A 1,263-nucleotide genomic window follows, 5' to 3' on the forward strand; every position below is an offset into this window, starting at 1 on the left:
AATTTAAATGAAAGTGGATTAACATCTCTAAGTAAAAACATACACAATATCTCTCTGTACAACTCAATAGTCTTATTATAGCATAATGTTTGTTTGTGTAATTAATTTTGCTTAACTACTTATCGAAACAGAACATTTAGTTTGGCAACGATTAGATGAATTAGGAATAGTACCAGGAACCTCTTTATATTTTCAAGGTAAAAGAGTGAGGAAAACTCAGCCGGCCGCTGGATTTGATGTTGCTTGTAAGTGTCAAAGAAACTATGGGGCATGGAAGGTTGAGGAAGCGTGGTTTATTCTCACAGATTTAGGCTCATTGCCTGCAGCAATCGATGCTTACAAGCAACGGATGGGCATTGAAGAAATGTTCCGAGACTGTAAAACAGGAGGCTACGATCTTGAAGGAACTAGCCTCAAAGGAAACCGACTTATTAACATGATTCTGCTGATGACGCTCGCCTACTTGGAGGCAATATTTCAAGGTACTCAATTGAGGAAAAAGCAGGTACAAAAATATGTATGTCGCCGAAAATAACCCAAGAAAAGATATCGCAGACGGAGTACATTTGGTGTTGGTTTAGATGGAGAAAAGTGGGTTGATTACCTCGAACAATTTTCATTAGAGGTGGAACAGTTAATGAAGTTAACTCCCAATAAACGCCGCTTTTATCAACAAGGTATGCGGGCTGCAACCCTTATTCGGTCTATTTCCTAGGCCTCTTTGTCACCCTCCCAGACAGCCGACTGTTTAAGGAAATCATGAGATCGTTGACATGAGTACCAAGAAGCGCAAACCACTTGCTAGCGCGATCGAAGAATTTGTTTTCGCTACAAAGGAAGCTTTACCAGCACCAACAGCAAAAGAACTTGCATCGCTAGCACCCACACCCACACTGGAGGATGGGTTGAAGGAAGAGGCAAAGGGGTAAGGATTTTCTTCATATTGTGCGATCGCTGTACTCCAACAGTGGCGATCGCTTTTTCATGCTACCGGGACTTAACCAATAAGTTTTAAGGCAAAACAAAGCTCCCCTGGACTTTATATGCAGCTTGGAAGGCTATATTTTCTTGCAGCCAGCGCACAAGCTGTGTGTGTATCAATAAAAGAGAGTGGCAAGATCCCTTGCATCAGATTCAATATTTGGGGCGATTGAGTCAATAAGCCTGTCAATAATCCGCTATCTTTTTTGACTGGAGTTGAGACTAAAAAACGAGCGCATCTAAAAGTAGCTGCCTTTAAATATCCGGCAAGCTGTTACTCAA

2 protein-coding genes are annotated in these 1,263 nt (G+C 41.4%); both read left to right on the top strand.

Annotated elements, in window-relative coordinates:
- The first annotated feature begins 166 nt into the window (after positions 1–166).
- The gene (locus tag QUB61_RS39525; RefSeq protein ID WP_333190476.1) at positions 167–535 is read left to right on the top strand and encodes a transposase; all 369 of its coding nucleotides are present in this window, start codon (positions 167–169) and stop codon (positions 533–535) included.
- 238 nt (positions 536–773) lie between these two features.
- Positions 774–929, top strand: coding sequence for a hypothetical protein (locus QUB61_RS39530; protein ID WP_333136952.1), 156 nt, complete (start codon positions 774–776; stop codon positions 927–929).
- The last annotated feature ends 334 nt before the right edge of the window (positions 930–1,263 follow it).

The sequence above is a fragment of the Microcoleus sp. C2D2 genome (assembly GCF_036702495.1).
Taxonomy (GTDB): domain Bacteria; phylum Cyanobacteriota; class Cyanobacteriia; order Cyanobacteriales; family Microcoleaceae; genus Microcoleus.